Origin of the sequence: Streptomyces sp. NPDC001663, from assembly GCF_042893105.1 — a bacterium.
Taxonomy (GTDB): domain Bacteria; phylum Actinomycetota; class Actinomycetes; order Streptomycetales; family Streptomycetaceae; genus Streptomyces.
Genome location: NZ_JBIAUR010000031.1, coordinates 48,335 through 63,479, shown reverse-complemented (window position 1 = coordinate 63,479; position 15,145 = coordinate 48,335). Strand labels below are relative to the sequence as shown.

Genomic DNA, 15,145 nt, shown 5'->3' with positions numbered 1-15,145 from the left:
TCGGACCTCACATCCGGTCGGCGGCCTGCTGGACCGCGCGGACGATCTTGACGTAGCAGCCGCAGCGGCAGAGGTTGCCGCTCATCCACTCCTGGATCTCGTCCTGCGATCCGGTGTGGCCCTCCTGGATGCAGCCGACCCCGGACACGATCTGCCCCGACGTGCAGAAGCCGCACTGGAAGGCGTCCTGGTCGATGAACGCCTGCTGCAGCGGGTGGAGTCGGCCGCCCTTTTCCAGGCCCTCGATCGTGGTGACCTCGGCGCCCTCCAGCCGCACCGCCAGCGTCAGACAGGAGGCGACCCGTCTTCCGTCGACCAGGACCGTGCAGGCGCCACAGGCACCCGCGTTGCAGCCCTTCTTCGAACCGGTCAGGTCGAGGTGTTCGCGCAGCAGGTCCAGCAGCGAGGTGCGGTTGTCGACCGTGACGGTGCGCCGGACGCCGTTGACCGTCAGGGACACCAGGCTGTCGGGCGGTGCCTCGGTGGCCACCGCTTCGTCGGTGGCGAGGGCGGGCGGCGCGGTGGCCAGGCCGCCGATCACCACGGCTCCTCCGACGGCGGTGGTGGCGATGAAAGTACGCCGGGTGGGCGCGGATTCGGACTCGGCGGATGAGGTCCCGACCGGGACGGGACGTTCGGTGGACATGTCCACTCTCCCTCGATGGGTGCGTGGGTTGTCAGGGCGTGGGGCGGACTCACCGGGAGGGAGTCGCGCGAAGGGGGGTTGCACAGGTGAGGGCATCCGGCCGCGCCGCCGGCTGAGTGCTCGCGACGCGGCCGGCCCGACTGCCCTGGTCCGGCCGAATCCGCCGGGGGGCGTGCGGCAGGCGGGAGGGCCGGCCGCCGTTCAGCCGTTCAGCCGCCGGTGACCTCGACGTAGGTGGTGCCGGTGACCGGGCGGTGGTCGTAGCTTCCTGTGACGGCGGCGCTGCCTTCGTAGCGGGGTCCGGTATCCGGCAGTTCCTGGTTCGCGGTGTAGGAGACGACGTTCAACTTGGCGTCCTCGCCGGGGATGCTGACCTTCCAGCGCGTCGGGTAGGTCTTTCCGGTGGTCGGGCTGGTCCAGAGGGTGGATTCGTCGGGCGTGAGGGTCGCCTCGGCGACGGTCTGGGTGCCGTCGGGCTTGAGGATCGTCGCGAAGTTGTTCTTCTTCTCCAGATTCGTGTTCCAGACGCTGATCCGGTCGCCGTTGGACAGGCTGAGATTCATCCAGGTCCACGCGCGGTCGGCGGTGTTGCTGAGGGGCAGGGGGCCCCACTGGCGGTCCAGCCAGGACTGCCCCCGGAGCTTGTCGGTGCGGCCGTTGATCGTCAGCGTCCCGGAGGTGTCGATGGTGGGGAGGGCGTACTCGTAGTTCGGGTACTTCGCGTCGCCGAACATCGGGAAGTACCCGGTCCCCATGTTGTAGAGGACGTTTCCGCGCGGGCGGAGCGTGACGTCGATGGTCCCCTCGGGCACCTTCGCGCGCAGCTTCTGCTCGCTGGTGTCGCCGGTCCAGGTGATGTTGTCCGTGTGGATGTCCACGCCCTGCTTGTCGGACAGACCCGACCCGGCGGGGAGGCGGATCTCCGACTTGGTGTACCAGCCGGTGTCCTGGTCGATGATCGACACGGCCGACGAGCCGAACCCGTTCTTGACGTCGCCGATGTTCACGTAGTGGGCCAGGAATCCGTACCGGTGGCCCCCGGCGGTCACCTGTGCGGTCACATACCAGGACTGGTTCTGCCGGTCGGTGGTGGCGGCGAGGTCCGCGGCGGGGTCGACGAGAACCGGAAGGTCGGTCTGTGCCAGACCCGAGGTGGTTTTGTGCGTCTCGGTGGAGTCGGCGGCTGTCGCGGTGGCCGGTCCCCCCGAGGCGAGGGTGAGCGAGGCGACGAGCGCGGATGCGATGGCGGCCGCGCCTACGGTGGTCTTGCGCATGATGGCTCCTTGCGCGGATGTCCCGCACGGATGCACAGAGCATCCATCTTGTACGAAACGGTTTCGTACCTTGAATGGGCGCACGTAACCCGTGGGAGGAAACCCGTGGTGCCGGAAAAAGGGGGCTGGTGTGCACCCCCTTGCGATAACTGACACCTGTAAGATTAGCTGGTGCTCGGCCGGTGTCAACCACTGATCCGAGGAGGCCGCCGCATCTGCCCTCGCTTGAGGCGCTGATCTGGGGCGATGCGCAGATGTACCGATCCGGGTGGCTACGCTGGCCCCGACTCGCGGGCACACGCGTACAACCGTCTGAGGAGGACACGTGGGAGGCAAAGCGAGTACCAGCCGACGCCCGGGGCGGCCCAGCGGGGATTCCCCTGCGGTGCCCACGGAGCGGGACGTCCTGCTGCGGGGCTTGGAGGCGTTCGCGGAGCTGGGATACGACCGGGCGTCGGCACGGGAGCTGGCGCGCCGACTGGGTGTGAGCCACGTCTTCATCAACGACCGCTACGGGTCGAAGGCGGCCTTCTGGCGTGCGGTGGTGGATGCCGCCCTCGGGGCTCAGCTCGCGCGCATGACGCCGCCCCCGCCGGGAAGCGAGGACGAGGCCGTGGTACGGCAGTTCGTCATGGAGTTCTACCGGATCCACATCGACGAACCGCGGCTGGCCCTGCTGATGGAGGACGCGTTCGCACGGGACACCGAGCGGCTGGACTACCTCTACCAGCGTCACATCGAGCCGACACTGGCTCTCGTCATGCCCAGTATCGAGCGGCTGATGGCGTCCGGGCGCATCGCACGGGTTCCGATGGACGTCCTGTTCTTCGCCATCACCGCTCCGGTGTCAGGACTGATGCATGAGGCTCTCGCCCAGCGCCTGGGGCGCCCCGAGCATCTGCCGCGGGCAGAACGTCTCGCCAGGGCGGAGGCCCTGGCCGGACTGGTGATGGACGGCCTGTTGGCCCCGGGCGGCGCGAAGCCCCGGTAGGGAAGTGTCGAACCGCCCGCGCTCCATGGTCGCAGGGCGGAGCGAGGCGATCGTTTGCCGGCGGCCCGTCGCACTGACGCCGACCGACTGCGAGCGCTGCCGGCCCGCCTGCCGCTGCCCCGGTTCCCGGACGGTGCCCGGCGCCGACGGTGGATGTCTCGCCGTAACTGCGGTCGCATGCGCCGGGCTGACTGGTCCCGCGGACAATCCCGGGCAGGCCGTATCGCACCCCTCGCCCGACACCGTCGTGCCGCCTCCCCACGCGGGCGTTCGCCTGCCCCACGGTCAGGCCGGCAGCAACTCCGCGAAGTCGCGCACCGGCCGCGATCCGTCCCAGCCGACCGATGCCCGCCAGGCCGAGGTGAAGATACCTCGCGTGATCTCGCTGTCCTGGACGAGCTCGATCATCCCCGGGGCATCCTCACCGCCGTCGAGGAAGAAGACGTCACCGCCCGGGGTCAGATCGTGAAAACGCACCGACGCTCCGCGCGCCTCACGACGTTCGACCTCCTCCCGGACGTCGGGCACGATCTTGGCGACGTGATGGAAGCCGTAGCCATGGCGTTCGTGGGCGTCCTTGTAGATGGAAGGCTCGTCGTCGAGGGTCTGGATCAGCTCGACCATCATGTGCCCCGAGAAGGCGAGGGCGAGGGTGAACTCCGCCTTCCCCGGCTCACCGCGATAGGTGGAGCCCTCGCCGCCGAGCCTTCCGTTCACGAACCAGGGCCCGACGCCGAGTTCGTCGGTCCACCAGCGCATCCCGGCGGTGAGGTCGGGGACCACGTACGCGACCTGGATGATGGCGTCCGTCGGCTGACCGAAGGGGAACTGCATGGTGGTCGTCCTCACTCGGGTCGGGTCCTGCGGTTCTGTAGGTGATCGACAGCGGCCTTCGCCGCTATGCCGAGGGGCGGATGAAGCCGGTGAGGCCACCGTCCACGAGGAGGGCCGTACCCGTGATGTAGCCGGCTTCGGACGAGGCCAGGAAGAGCACGGCGTCGGCGAGTTCCTCCGGCTCTCCCTCTCGGAGCATGGGAGTGCTGAGCCTGAGCCGCTCCCGGAAGGCGTCCGCCCCGCCTGGCGGCAGGCCCGTCGTACGTGCGGAGATGTCGGTGTTCATGCCGGCCGGAATGACGATGTTGACCCGGATTCCCTCCGCGATGACCTCGGCGGCGAGGATGCGGGTCAGGTGCTCGAGCGCCGCCTTGCTGGTGCCGTAGGCGGCGGTGCCCGCGCTGGCCCTGCGACCGGCCGCCGAGCCGCAGAAGACGATGGCCCCGCCAGGGGAGAGCAGGGGCTTGAGACTCTGCATCACGAAGAACGAGCCCTTGACGTTGGTGTCGAACACCGAGTCCCAGGTGGCCTCGTCCATGTCGTCGAGGCGCTTCATGCCCGCCTGCCCGGCATTGACGTAGGCGGCGTCGATACGTTCCACCCGTGCGGCGACCTCGGTGAAGGCGTCCTTGATGCCGGCCACGGAGGAGAGGTCCGCCGATACGGCGATCGCGCCGTCGCCGATCAGATCGCTCGCCGTCTTCAGCTGGTCGGGGTCCCGCGCGACGATGACCACGCGGGCGCCCTCGCGGGCGAAGGCCCGTGCGGCTGCCAGGCCCAGTCCCCGGCTGCCGCCGGTGACGAGGCAGGTCTTCCCGAGGAATCGCCGCCGCCGGTCCGCGGCGGGCGGCTCGCCGCTCATGAGTCGACCTCGATGCCACCGAACGGAGCCCCGCCGTTCAGGACGCGCTCCTCCGGAGGAATGGGCGCGAGGCTGACGCGTACGTCGATGCACGTCGGGCGGCGGGCCGCGAGGGCTGCCTCGATCGCGGGGCGGAGCTGGTCCAGCTCTGTGACGTCGACGCCGTCCGCACCGAGAGCTCGTGCTACGCCGCTGTAGGAGCCGTTCTCCAGACGGTTGTTGGTGACGCGGTCCTCTCCGAAGATGAACTGCTGGGTGTGCAGAGTGGCGCCCCACGCCTGGTTGTTGAGGACGATCACGACGACGGGGAGCCCCGCCCGGACGAGGGTGTCGAACTCGGCGAGGCTGTAGCCGACGGCGCCGTCTCCGGTGACGAGGATGGTCGCCTTGTCGGGGATCGCGTACTGCGCTCCGATGGCCACGCCGAAGGTGCTCCCCATCGAGCTGAGGTAGCCGTGCCCGAGGTAGTGGGCCAGCGGGGCGAGCGCGATCGTCTCGGAGAGCCACAGCTCGGTCAGAGCACCGTCGACGACCACGGTGGCCTGGTCGGGGACGCTCTCGGCGATCGTCCGGACAGCGAGGTACGGGTGGATCGCGCCCTCGTGTCCCTCGGTCTCGGCGGAGAGCGCGGACCGCCGGGTGGCCGAGACCTCCCGCAGGGTCTTCAGCCAGTCGTCGCGCCCGGAGGGCACAGGGCCATCGCCCAGGCGCTCGTTCAGCAGGCCGACCGTGCCGACCGGGTCGGCCTGGACGCCGAGTTCGACATCCTGGAGACGGCCGAGCTCACGCCCGTCGGGGTCGATCTGGAACAACCTGGAACTCTTCGGAAGCAGCCGGCCCGTACCGAACTGGGTGGTCATGCCGAAGCGCAGACCGAGCAGCAGGACCAGGTCGGGTCGCTCGTCCTCGGGGACGGTGGCCAGGGTCTGGACGAGACCGACGTGTTGCTCGGAGTCGACGATCGCCCCGAGGCCCTCCCAGTCGGAGAAGAGGGGCACTCCGGTTCGCGCGGCGAACTCGTGCAGCTGCGCCCGGGCTTCGGCGGTCACGAAGGACTTGCCGACCAGCGCGACCGGGCGCCGGGCGGTGCTCAGCGCGTCGACGATGCGGTCGACGGCACCGGCTGGGGAGACACCGGTGCCGTCGACCTCGACGCGGTAGTCGTCGACCTCGTCGACGTCCACCGACTGGCGCAGGACGTCCCAGGGAATGTCGAGGAGCACCGGGCCCCTGGGCTCCGACAGGGCGGTACGGATCGCCTGGGCGACCAGGCGGGGGATCAGCTCGGTGCGGGTGACGCGATGCGCGAACTTGGTCACCGGGGCGGCCATGGCCACCTGGTCGAATCCGGCCTGCTGGTCGTTGACCTGGTCCGTCTCCAGAGGACCGGAGCCCGCGATGTAGAGGACCGGGGTCCGGTCCAGATGCGCGTTGGCGATCGAGGTCAGGACATTGGTGAAGCCGCCGCCGGCCGTGACGACGGCGACTCCGAGATCCCCGGTGACCCGGGCGTAGCCCTCGGCCGCGTGACCGGCGTTCATCTCGTGGCGCACATCGACGATCCGGAGCTTGGCATCCAGGGCGTCCTGGAGGATGCCGTCGATGTGCGCCCCAGGCAGGCCGAAGGCCACGTTGACGCCGGCTCGCTGCAGTGTTCGCACGACGAGTCCACTACCGGTTGCGGTTGCCATTCGATGGTCCGCCTCTCTGGGCGTATGGAGAGTTTCGACAAAAGGTGCAGGTGGGGCCGCGTCTGAGGCCGCCCGTACCGCAGTCTCTTGTGTGGTCTGGGCGAGGACAACGGCTGTGTTCGTTGGACGGTCAACGCCTTGTTCGCCCTGGAAAGATCGATACCGCGTCGACGTGACTGTTCGCGGAAGCGATGTCAGGCTTCCGGCATTCTGAGCACGGCCTTGATCACCCGCCCGGAACCGGCCTCCTTCCACGCCTTGGCGAAGTCGTGGAAGGAGAACTCATCGATCATCCGGTCGAAGGGGAACCGACCCGCCCGCCAGTACTCGACCAGCCGGGGGATCAAGGCGTGGGGGTTGGCCGAGCCGCCGATGATCCCTTGAAGCCTGCGGCCGCCGGAGAGGAGGAAGCCGGTGTCCGGGACCCACTCGCCCGCGGGTGCCACCACGTAGCCGAGGGTGCCTTCGACGTCCAGGCACGTCGTCGCGGTCGCGTAGACGGACGGCACGTCCGCCGTGACGAACGCGAAGTCGAATCCGTCAGGCTCGATCTGTCGCAGCGCCGCCTCCTCACCGCCGTCGCCCCCCAGCACGGTGTCGGTCGCGCCCAGGTCCACGGCGAGCTCCAGCCGGGGGCGGCTGATGTCGACGGCGACGATGCGCCGGGCGCCCGCGAGACGCGCGGCCATGACGGCCGCGAGCCCCACGCCGCCGGTGCCGAACACCGCGATCGACTGTCCGGGGCGCAACCTGAACGACTCCAGAACCGAGCCCGCCCCCGTGACGACACCGCAGCCGAGCGGTCCCATCAGATGCAGAGGGGCGTCCTTCGGGAGGAGGACCGCGCTCCGTGCGGGCGCCACCGCGTACGTCGCGAAGGAGGACTGTCCGAAGAACACGGCCGCGACACGGTCTCCCGCCTGGGTGATCGGCGAGCTGCCGTCGAATCGCGCCCCGCCGAAGGCCGCGCGCATCGCCTCCCGGCAGTAGGTGGGCCGCGCGTCGAGACAACTGGGACACACACCGCAGGAGTTGCCCGAGAGCACCACATGGTCACCGGGCCGCAGGCGCGTGACGCCCGCACCCACCGTCTCCACGACACCCGCGCCCTCGTGCCCGAGCACGATCGGGTGAGGTACGGGGACCCCATGACCGTTGTGACAGTTGATGTCGGTGTGACAGATGCCTGTTGCCACGATGCGCACCAGGACCTCGTCCGGCCTCGGGTCCCCGAGGTCGACCTGCTCGAGTTCGGGCACGGCCCGGCTCTCGCGTGACACCGCGGCCGTGATCTTCATGGCTGCCTCCGCGTCACACCGACGCCGATACGGCGGTCTCGGGGTCGTACTCGTAGATCCAGCCGTTCGCCCGGAGCGGGTCGGCCTGCGAGTACTCCAGGTCGCGTGCCAGCTGTTCCGGGCCGTCCGGAAGGTGGTTGATGTGGGACCGCCCGTGCGACACCTCCTGAAGGCGGGCCGTACGGCGCCGGCGGAGTTCTTCGTAGCGTCCCAGCGCCGCGGTCGGGTTGTCCGGGTCCGCCGCGAGGCAGAGGGCCAGAACCGCGCCGTCCTCGATCGCCTGGGCGGCGCCCTGGGCGAAGAACGGGAACATCGGGTGGGCCGCGTCACCCAGCAGGGTCGCGTTTCCACGGTTCCAGCGGTCGAGGGGCTCGCGGTCGAGCAACGCCCAGCGCCCCGGTGTGTCGGCTGCCGTGATGAGCTCCACCAGACGCGGATCCCAGCCGGCGAACTCGTCGAGCAGTTCCGTGAGCGTCGCGGTGGCTGTCCATGACTCGACGCTGTTGGTCCCGGCCGGTGCGAAGGCGACGAGGTTGACGTACTCCTCGCCGGAGACGGGGTAGTGCACGAGGTGGTGGTCGGGGCCGATCCAGAGGGTCTGTGCGCGCCGCCTGGCGAAGTCGGGTGCCTGCTCCGCGGGTACGAGAGCCCGGAAGGCGCAGATGCCCGACTCCCTGGCCTGTGTCGGCCCGACGATGGCGCCGCGCACGCGTGAGTGGACGCCGTCGGCGCCGATGAGGATGTCCGGGCGGACCGTCTCGCCGTCCTCGAACCGAAGGACCGCCTGGTCGTCCTCGAACTCGACCGAGACGCAGCGCTTGCCGAGATGGATCGAGTGTTCGGGGACCGCCGACCTCAAGGCGTCGAGCAGATCGGCACGGTGGGCGGTGTAGGTGTGCTCGCCGTACAGACGCACGCACCCCTCCTCCAGGTTCTCCGCAGAGAGAACGGCGCCGTTCTCCCAGCGCCGGAACTCCCAGCCGATCTCCATGCGCACCGCGCGCTTGATGAAGCGGTCCAGCACGCCGAGGCGTCGTAGCAGGCGGGCGGCGTTGGGTGCGATCACCAGTCCGGCGCCCACCTCGGTGAGGGCGGTCGCCTGCTCGTAGACGTCACTTTCGAAGCCTTGGTCGCGAAGGAACGCCGCGGCGGCGAGGCCCCCGATGCCGCCACCGAGGATCGCGATCTTGGGGCCGACTTCTGTGCTCATGCTCTTTCACTCCTGTGGACCTCGATCGAGGTGGTAACCGGCTGTATTCCAAGGGTTCGGTGAAATGCGCATTGATAGAACAGAGCTATCCATCCAACGAACATTGAAGGTAGGGTGAGTGGGGTCACGCTCGACAAAGGAGAGGCCCATGCCTCGCGCGAACGAACCGGGACGCTCGGTCAGCTCCCGGCTGTGGGACCTGCTGTTCGCCTTCGACCCCAACAACACCGAGCTGAGCCTCGCCGACCTGGTCCGACGTACCGGCATGCCGCACGCCACCGCCAGGCGCCTCACGCTGGAACTCGTCGAGGCCGGCGCGCTGGAGCGCACCAGCGACAACCGGTTCGCGATCGGCCTGCCGCTGTGGCGCCTGGGTACCCTCGCGCCGCGCGCCGAGACGCTCCGCAGCGCCGCGCAGCCGTTCGTGGAGGACCTGTACACGGCTCTTCGCCAGCATGTGCAGTTGGCGGTCCTCCAGGGCGACCAGGCCGTGATCATCGAGCGACTGTCGGCGGTCCACGCCGTCGGACTGACGTCACAGGTCGGCGGCCTGCTCCCCTTGCACTGCTCCGGTGTCGGCAAGGTGCTGCTGAGCCACAGCAGTCCGACCTTCATCGATGAAGTACTGGCCGGAAGGCTGCAACGCTTCACTCCCAAAACGATCGTGGAGCCCACCGAACTCCGTCGCGAACTGGCGTCCTGTCGCTCGACCGGAACGGTGGTCGTCAAGGAAGAACTGACCGAAGGGGCCGAGTCGGTCGCGACGCGCATCGTCGACGGCAGCGGCAAGGTCGTCGCGGCCCTGTCCGTCGTGGTGGCCGCGGGCTCGATCAAACTGCAGGCGGCGGTTCCCTCGCTGGTCGCGAGCGGGCTGGGACTGTCCAGGAGCCTCGGCTGGCGGCCGGGCATTCCCATTCGTACCTCGTAGCCCGCGGGGCGAGGGAACCGGCACGTCATGCCGACGGCTGGCGCCGGGAGAGCTGCATGTGACCGAGGCGCCATCCCTCGTCGGTCGAGAACCACACCCGCGTCGCCACGGCCTGCACCAGGAAGGGCGGCAGGTCGGGCACGCGCCGGATGCGCATCTTCTGAAAGCACGTCACGATGACACGTCCTTCCCGCTCCTGGCACGTCACCTCGCTGGTCTCGGCCTCGAGGGTGGCCCCCATCGACGCGTTGTAGCGGAGGAAACGTTCGCGGTCGTGGACATTGCCGACCGGGCCGTGAACGATCACGCAGTCGGGGAGCATGAGCGCACGCTGCTCCTCGTCGCCCTTGGTGAGGGCGACGAGCCACGCTGCCTCCGCCTGGGCGACCTCTTCCGGCACACGGGCATCGTCCGTACTGCTCGGTGCCGATGGTGTGGTGGTCATGGGTCCGACTCCTGTCCGAGTAGGTCGCTTGAGCGTTGTTCTGTGTATGCCGTGGCCCGTCGCGGCCGCTGCCCAGGAGGAGCAGTCGCGACGGGCACTCCGGCCGTCCTGGCCGACTTGTCACTCATGTCCCGGCGCTGGCGTGTTCGCCGGGGCATCAGCCGTCGAGGGTGTGCGGGTCGTCGTCGAGATGGGTCTCGCCCACGCCACCGCGCGCACCCACGAGAGTGAGGGCCGCCGCCACGAGCGCAGCCACGCCACCGAGCACGTACGCGTGGGAGTAACTGTGACTGAGGGCGTGGAAGGCCACGTCCTTGAGCGGGTTGAAGGGCACGACCTGACCATCGGGCGTGGTGATGCTGGCCGGCACGGAGTTGGCGCCCAAGGGTCCTGAAGCCACGGCATGAACCGCCGCCTCCAGTTGCTGTCTCTGATCCGCGGGAGCATGGGCCGCGGAGGCCTGGAAAGCCGCGTAGGCCTTGCTCAGGCCGGGATCGCCGGCCACGTTGCGGGCGATCTCCTTGGCGGCCTGGCCCAGCGCGACGGCACCCGTGATCGCGGGGCCGAGGGCGAACCCGAGGTCACGGAACGTGCTCGTGGCACCGCTCGCCATACCGGCGAGGTGGTTGGGCAACGAGTTGACCGCGACCGCGCTCATGGCGGCGAAGGCGAGTCCCGAACCGACGCCGGCGAGGATCAGAGGACCGACGATGGCGCCCAGAGCGCGGTCGCTCGCCGGAACGCCGGCGAACCACAGCCCGCCTACGCCGATGAAGACCAGGCCGGTGAAGAGCACCCACCGGGGGTTGTAGCGCTCCAGCAGCCTGGAAGTGAGGGGCAGCAGTACCAGGCCGATGCCTCCGAAGAAGAGGTAGGCGACGGAGCTCTTCAGCGGGCTGAACCCCTGGATGGTGGTGAGGCGGATACTGGTGGAGTACATGATCGCCAGGAAGCCGAACATACCGATCACGGTGACCGCCGAGTTCACGGCGAACGCTCGGTTCTTGAAGGCGCTCAGGAGAAGCAGCGGCGCGGCCACGCGACCCTCCGCGAAGACGAACAGCACGAGGAAGACGGCCGCGAGGACGAACGCGATGACGATCTGCGGGCTCCCCCAACCGCTCTCGGGGCCCTGGATCACGGCATACAGCAGAGCGAACAGGCCGAGCGCGGCGGTGATCTGCCCCGGCCAGTCGATGGACCGGCCCTCGGGTGACGTCGAGTTCTGGGCAAGGGCGAGCGACAGGATCACGCTCACCATGGCGATGGCAAGGACACCGACGTAGGCCCACCGCCAGTTCGCGTTCCCGGCCCATCCGGTGTGGATCTTGGCGGCGACTCCTGCCAGCAGCGGCCCGAGAAAGCCGCCGACCGAAAGCGCCGAGGCCCAGACCGCCACGCCGCGCGCGCGGGTGGCAGTGGTGTGCGTGCCGGCGGCCACCATGGCGAGGCTCGTCGGGAAGATCGCCGCGGCCCCGATGCCGTTGAGGACCTGGGCCAGGATCAGCAACGTCACCCGGGTGCCGGTCGAGGATCCCTCACCCGGCACCAGGACCGCGAGAGTCGAGCCCACGACGATGAGCGCGGCGCCCCCAATGAGCAGGCGCTTGCGGCCGAACAGGTCACCTAACACGCCGAAGCCCAGTTCCAACGCGGCGACGGGAATGAAGAAGGCGTCGACGATCCACGTCAGCTGGGCCGAGGTCGGCGTGAGGTCCTGCTGGATCAGCCCGGTGATGAGCGAGGGGACGGAAAGGGCTATCTGCGAGAGGCACACAGCGAGCACCACCGCAGCGAGCGTGCCCGAGCTCAGGGTGTATCTGCCACCCTCTCCCTCTTTCGCACCGGGTGTTTCGATCTGAACCATGGACGACTCCTTGCGCGCAAAGCGCTGCCTCCGGAACCGACGTTCGCCGCCGGACATTGCTGCGGGTGCTTGTCTCTCGGCGCTCGGCCATCCCGACAGCACCGCTGCCGAACCGGCCCTGTGCCCTCGCGGAGCTGCTCCGCGTGGCTCTTCGGTCACACCTGAACCAGGACGCACGGCACGGTGACCAACCAGCGAGTAGCGACAAGGTAGGAAGTGACCCCCGTCACGCTCAATGGACATGTTCATTGGACGGACAAGCCACCTCCCGTCGACGGCGTCGATGCGCACCATCCAGGAACGAGACAGTTCGAGCGCTGGCCGAGGAGAGATGCGTCATGGCTGGGAGACTGACCGGCAAGACCGCCGTCGTGACCGGAGGCAGTAGGGGGATCGGGCAGGAGATCGCCCGCAGGCTCGCGTCGGAGGGCGCGGACATCGCGGTCGCGGACGTCGATCCGGCCGACGAGACGCGGACACTCGTCGCGGAGACCGGACGACGATTCCTCAGCGACAAGGTCGACATCTCCGACGCAGACGCGATCCACGGGTTCGCCGCGCGGGTCCGCGACGAACTCGGTCCCGTCGACATCCTGGTGAACAACGCGGCCGTGGTTCTGCTGGCCGACTTCGACCACGTGACCTACGACGAGTGGCGTCGCACCTTCGCCGTCAACGTGGACGGCCCCTTCCTGACCGCCAAGGCGTTCCTGCCGCACCTGAAGGAGTCCGGGGCGGGCCGGATCATCAACATCACCTCGTCCAGCTACTGGACCGCGCCGCCGCCATTCGTCTCCTACATCTCCGCCAAGGGCGCCCTGAACGGACTCACTTCCGTCCTGGCCACCGGCCTCGGCGCCCACAACATCACCGTGAACGGCGTCGCCGCGGGTCTCGTCCGGACGGCCGCCGCCGTGGAGAACACGGACGAGTCCTTCTTCGAGCAGGCCGTGCAAGGTCAGAACATCAAGCGGGTACAGATGCCGTCCGACGTCTCAGGCGTCGTGGCGTTCCTCGCCTCCGACGACGCCGCGTTCATCACCGGGCAGCTCATCGTCACGGACGGGGGCAGCACACGCCGCTAGGACCTCCGCGGCGGGCCGCCGGGTACCCGTCCGCCGAGGTGTTCGTCACCCGGCGAACTGCCCGCGACTATGGGCGGATCGGGCGCGGCGTGACAGCGAAGTCAACCCGCGCCCGCCGATGCGGTAGAGCTGCCTGAGCGGCCTCTCGAAGAGGGGCGGTCATCGGTCTGCGTTGACCGGATTCCCTGAAGAGAGGTCGGTTCGCGAGAGCGGACGGTCTGTCCAACAGCCACGGGCCCATTGACGCGTCGGACATCATCAGCCGCCTGTCCGGTCCTCCGAGACGTCCGTCCACGACCGGAACAGGGCGGCCTGACCATGGTGTGAGCCGTCGGCGTCCACCAGGTTCCACATCGTGACGTCTTCTATCCAGAATCTCCGGCCGGACTTGGCGATCCTCAGGCCGCGGTAGCCGGACGCGTACCCGCGCTCCGCCACCGATCGCACGAACCCCGCCCTGTCGCTCTGTCCTCCCGGAGCCGCGGACAGCCGGGACGGGAGCCGCACGAACTCCTGCCAGGTGTACTCGAAGCACCTCTGGGCGGTCGTATTCGCGTAGATGAAGATCGGATCCGCGCTCGTGTCGTGCGCGAGCAGTCCGAACGGTGCGTCCTCGTAGAGCCGGCGGGCCGTCTCGCCGTCGTGCGAGGGCCCGGACGGCCACAACGGGGCGCCGGTCAACCGCTGGTAGCTCGACACGAGAAGCCGCGCGAAGGCGACGTCGTGGTGGGAGACCGCAGTCATCGATGTGGGCCTCTCGTCCCTCCTCGGCGTGTACACGGAACCAAGGCATTCGCACGCACGTGCTGAATGCCTTGGCCGGACACAAACTACTCCGTCGATACGGTCATCGCCGCGACCGGGGGTTGTGCATCCCGGGGGAGGCGTCAGCCCTGGCGGCCGTCCAGGGGGAGGAATCGCCGAAAGGCGGGGACGGCGACAGCCGCGACGACGAAGTGCATGACCATCAGGGCGATGACGGCCCCCCAGCTGGTGCCGGGCTTGCTGTCGGAGGCGCCGACGAGAACGTCAGGGACGAGGCTGACGAGGACGACGACGGGTACGAGGGTGCGCAGCAGACCGGCGGGACGTGCCGAGCGGGCGCGGACGATCGCCCAGGCGGCGGCGCCGACCAGGACCCCGAAGACGGTGAGGGGCGCGTAGGCGGTGAGGTGGAGCGGCTGGAAGTCGTCCGAGGCTCCGGCGGCGCGCGCGGACACGGCGACGACGGCGTTGAGCGCGATGGCGACGACTGCGGTCCCGACCAGACCGCCGGCGATGGCCAGGCCGTTGGGGCGGGCGGAACGGGTGGCGAGCTGTCCGCTCATGGTGTTCTCCGAATCAGAACAGGGCGATATGGCGAAAGGGGGAAAGAGGCTCAGCCGGCGATGGCGACGGAGCGGCGGCTGGTGGAGGCGTCTGTGACGGCGGCCAGCATCCAGGCGGCCACATCGGTGCGGCTGACGGTGTCGCCCATGCGCAAGGTGGCCGAGATCGGGAGGGGCTTGGCGCCACCGGTGGTGGGCCCGTTGGTGAGGCGGACGGCGTGGACGATCGTCCATTCGAGGTTGCTGGCGCGGAGCGCGTCCTCGGCCGCGGTCTTGTCCTTGACCATCGCGCCCATCGCCAGGCCGGCCATGGCCTTGGCCGGGCCGCTGAGCCGATCGTGCAGAACGGCGAACGACGAGAGGTACACCAAGCGGCTGACGCCGGTGTTGGCCGCACCGGCGATGACCGCGCGCGTCGCGTCGGTGATGACGGTTCCCCCACCGGCTCCGAGGACGCTGATCACCGCGTCCACGCCCGCCATGGCCTGCGTGACGTCGCCGGCGTCCGTAGCTTGGCCGGAGACGACGTCGAGTCCGGGCCGGGCGGCGTCCAGTTTCTGGGGGGAGCGGACCAGGGCGCGCACGGTGTGACCGGCCGCCAGAGCCTGGTCGACGACCAGACGGCCGGTGGCGCCGGTGGCGCCGAGAACGAGCAGCTTCACGACGGTCTCCTACGGAGTTCGCTG

The 15,145-nt window shown here is 69.2% G+C and carries 15 protein-coding genes; 3 read left to right on the top strand and 12 right to left on the bottom strand.

The window, feature by feature from the left end:
- Nucleotides 1-7: 7 nt before the first annotated feature.
- Both ACFY1L_RS53375 and ACFY1L_RS53370 read right to left on the bottom strand, forming a co-directional pair.
- On the bottom strand, nt 8-646 hold the full coding sequence (locus ACFY1L_RS53375) for a 2Fe-2S iron-sulfur cluster-binding protein (protein ID WP_388842821.1): 639 nt from the start codon (nt 644-646) through the stop codon (nt 8-10).
- Between the two features lie 209 nt (nt 647-855).
- The gene (locus tag ACFY1L_RS53370; RefSeq protein ID WP_388842820.1) at nt 856-1,920 is read right to left on the bottom strand and encodes a lipocalin family protein; all 1,065 of its coding nucleotides are present in this window, start codon (nt 1,918-1,920) and stop codon (nt 856-858) included.
- A 385-nt stretch (nt 1,921-2,305) separates the two neighbouring features.
- Between ACFY1L_RS53370 and ACFY1L_RS53365 the strand changes: the two genes are divergently transcribed.
- Nucleotides 2,306-2,911, top strand: a complete 606-nt coding sequence (locus tag ACFY1L_RS53365) for a TetR/AcrR family transcriptional regulator (protein ID WP_382215861.1) — start codon at nt 2,306-2,308, stop codon at nt 2,909-2,911.
- A 285-nt stretch (nt 2,912-3,196) separates the two neighbouring features.
- On the opposite strand, the gene ACFY1L_RS53360 is transcribed toward ACFY1L_RS53365, so the two are convergent.
- From ACFY1L_RS53360 to ACFY1L_RS53340, 5 genes are all read right to left on the bottom strand, one after another.
- The gene (locus tag ACFY1L_RS53360; RefSeq protein ID WP_388842819.1) at nt 3,197-3,745 is read right to left on the bottom strand and encodes a VOC family protein; all 549 of its coding nucleotides are present in this window, start codon (nt 3,743-3,745) and stop codon (nt 3,197-3,199) included.
- A 64-nt stretch (nt 3,746-3,809) separates the two neighbouring features.
- The gene (locus tag ACFY1L_RS53355) at nt 3,810-4,607 is read right to left on the bottom strand and encodes an SDR family NAD(P)-dependent oxidoreductase (RefSeq protein ID WP_388842818.1); all 798 of its coding nucleotides are present in this window, start codon (nt 4,605-4,607) and stop codon (nt 3,810-3,812) included.
- Complete coding sequence (locus tag ACFY1L_RS53350; protein WP_388842817.1) at nt 4,604-6,298, bottom strand: thiamine pyrophosphate-binding protein; 1,695 nt, start codon at nt 6,296-6,298, stop codon at nt 4,604-4,606. The genes ACFY1L_RS53355 and ACFY1L_RS53350 overlap by 4 nt, the downstream gene beginning before the upstream one ends.
- Nucleotides 6,299-6,492: 194 nt before the next feature.
- Nucleotides 6,493-7,596: an NAD(P)-dependent alcohol dehydrogenase gene (locus ACFY1L_RS53345; RefSeq protein WP_388842816.1), complete on the bottom strand. Its 1,104-nt coding sequence runs from the start codon at nt 7,594-7,596 to the stop codon at nt 6,493-6,495.
- 13 nt (nt 7,597-7,609) lie between these two features.
- On the bottom strand, nt 7,610-8,806 hold the full coding sequence (locus tag ACFY1L_RS53340; protein ID WP_388842815.1) for an FAD-dependent monooxygenase: 1,197 nt from the start codon (nt 8,804-8,806) through the stop codon (nt 7,610-7,612).
- A gap of 148 nt (nt 8,807-8,954) precedes the next feature.
- On the opposite strand from ACFY1L_RS53340, the gene ACFY1L_RS53335 reads away from it, so the two are divergent.
- Nucleotides 8,955-9,734 (top strand): IclR family transcriptional regulator, encoded by a 780-nt coding sequence (locus ACFY1L_RS53335; protein ID WP_275768878.1) that lies wholly within the window; start codon nt 8,955-8,957, stop codon nt 9,732-9,734.
- A gap of 25 nt (nt 9,735-9,759) precedes the next feature.
- Here ACFY1L_RS53335 and ACFY1L_RS53330 read toward each other — a convergent pair whose 3' ends face one another.
- Together ACFY1L_RS53330 and ACFY1L_RS53325 are read right to left on the bottom strand one after the other, a co-directional pair.
- The gene (locus ACFY1L_RS53330; RefSeq protein WP_382216391.1) at nt 9,760-10,179 is read right to left on the bottom strand and encodes a nuclear transport factor 2 family protein; all 420 of its coding nucleotides are present in this window, start codon (nt 10,177-10,179) and stop codon (nt 9,760-9,762) included.
- 157 nt (nt 10,180-10,336) lie between these two features.
- A complete protein-coding gene (locus ACFY1L_RS53325) occupies nt 10,337-12,046 on the bottom strand; it encodes an MFS transporter (RefSeq protein WP_388842814.1) in 1,710 nt (569 codons plus the stop codon).
- Nucleotides 12,047-12,384: 338 nt separating this feature from the next.
- Between ACFY1L_RS53325 and ACFY1L_RS53320 the strand changes: the two genes are divergently transcribed.
- Nucleotides 12,385-13,131 carry an SDR family NAD(P)-dependent oxidoreductase gene (locus ACFY1L_RS53320; RefSeq protein ID WP_388842813.1) on the top strand — a complete coding sequence of 249 codons (747 nt, stop codon included), beginning with the start codon at nt 12,385-12,387 and terminating at the stop codon, nt 13,129-13,131.
- A 258-nt stretch (nt 13,132-13,389) separates the two neighbouring features.
- Here the strand turns inward: ACFY1L_RS53320 and ACFY1L_RS53315 are convergent, their stop codons facing one another.
- The 3 genes from ACFY1L_RS53315 to ACFY1L_RS53305 form a co-directional block, all read right to left on the bottom strand.
- Nucleotides 13,390-13,875 carry an MEKHLA domain-containing protein gene (locus ACFY1L_RS53315; RefSeq protein WP_388842812.1) on the bottom strand — a complete coding sequence of 162 codons (486 nt, stop codon included), beginning with the start codon at nt 13,873-13,875 and terminating at the stop codon, nt 13,390-13,392.
- A 143-nt stretch (nt 13,876-14,018) separates the two neighbouring features.
- A complete protein-coding gene (locus ACFY1L_RS53310) occupies nt 14,019-14,459 on the bottom strand; it encodes a DUF6069 family protein (protein WP_388842811.1) in 441 nt (146 codons plus the stop codon).
- Nucleotides 14,460-14,509: 50 nt separating this feature from the next.
- Nucleotides 14,510-15,121, bottom strand: coding sequence for an NAD(P)-dependent oxidoreductase (locus ACFY1L_RS53305; protein ID WP_388842810.1), 612 nt, complete (start codon nt 15,119-15,121; stop codon nt 14,510-14,512).
- Nucleotides 15,122-15,145 lie beyond the last annotated feature (24 nt).